The 1,253-nt window shown below is 42.0% G+C and carries 1 protein-coding gene; it reads left to right on the top strand.

All coding sequences use genetic code 11. The features are described 5' to 3' along the window. Positions 1-84 precede the first annotated feature (84 nt). Positions 85-1,077, top strand: coding sequence for an IS5 family transposase (locus FTT86_RS15860; protein ID WP_180036307.1), 993 nt, complete (start codon positions 85-87; stop codon positions 1,075-1,077). The last annotated feature ends 176 nt before the right edge of the window (positions 1,078-1,253 follow it).

The raw sequence follows: 1,253 nt of genomic DNA, 5'->3' as shown, positions 1-1,253 counted from the left end.
GAAACCTTTGCACGAACAGATACACAAAAGTTCGTTAAAATGATATAATGCTTTATAATCAACCACATAACAAAAGACACCGACATGGCATGGAAACAAACAGGGCAGCTGTCCCTAGCAGACAGTCTAGTTAATCACCACAAAGCCATTGAAGAACTCGATGAACTACACAACCTCATCAACTGGCAGACTATCGAACACACCTTACGTCATGTTCATAACAGCGACCGTGGCGAAAGTGCCTTTCACCCAGTCATCATGTTTAAAGTCTTATTACTACAAAAACTGTATGGCTTATCAGACCCAGCCATGGAAAAACAACTGGCACGAGACTTACTCTTTCGCCGCTTTGTCGGGCTATCGCTTACCGATAACGTACCTGACCACAGCACCATCTGGCGATACCACAAACACCTAGGCGAACTTGGACTTACCCAACCCTTATTCAACCAAATCAATGAGCAACTAGCCGAGCAAAATATTATCATCAAAGCAGGCAGTGTCAGCATCATCGATGCCAGTATCGTCGAAGCCAAGAACAAACGAGCTAAAAAAGGCAAACATACCGACAATACCCAAGACAAAGAAGCTGCCTACGTCAGTAAAAAAGACAGCACAGGCAAAGTGAAAACCACCTACGGCTTTAAAATCCATCTAAACTGTGATGAAGACAGCTTTGTCAAAAAAGTTGAAACCACCCCAGCCAATGTGCATGATTCACAATGTTTTACCACGCTTTTAACAGGGAATGAATCTGCTGTTTACGCTGACAGTGCGTATAAAAGCCAAGCCCATGACGACTATCTTGCCAAGCATGAACCACCGATAAACAATTATATTCATGATAGAGCATGGCGTAATACCCCTTTGACCGAACAACAAAAACGTTCCAATACCCAAAAGAGCCAAACCAGAAATACGGTGGAACGGGTATTTGGTCATTTTAAATTGCATTATGGGATGAGCAAGGCTCGTCATTTAGGGTTAATGCAATTTCATACCAGTACAGTGCTTGCTAGCATTGTGCATAATTTAAAAACGGCCCTAAGTCTGAAACAAAAATATGGATTGGCTTAGGGTTATTGTGTCTGTTGGTTGGCAAAACTAGCCAATAGATCTGAATTAACTGCAATTTAGGAGAGTGTTATGCCAATTCGGTGACTTTTTCTATCTTTTAACACCAATTCCAGTTTTTAGTTGAGTTTGAGATTGGTGTCGAGAGTAGGTCGCTGGTTTGTGCAAAGGTCTCTAGT

Source organism: Acinetobacter sp. YH01021 (genome assembly GCF_013420255.1).
In the GTDB taxonomy this organism is placed as follows: domain Bacteria; phylum Pseudomonadota; class Gammaproteobacteria; order Pseudomonadales; family Moraxellaceae; genus Acinetobacter.
Note: the sequence above shows the minus strand (reverse complement) of the source record. Positions and strands in the feature narration are given on the sequence as shown.

Coding starts and splice junctions, on each gene's coding strand:
- FTT86_RS15860 (WP_180036307.1), top strand. CDS start 85: ATGGCATGGAAACAAACAGGGCAGCTGTCCCTAGCAGACAGTCTAGTT.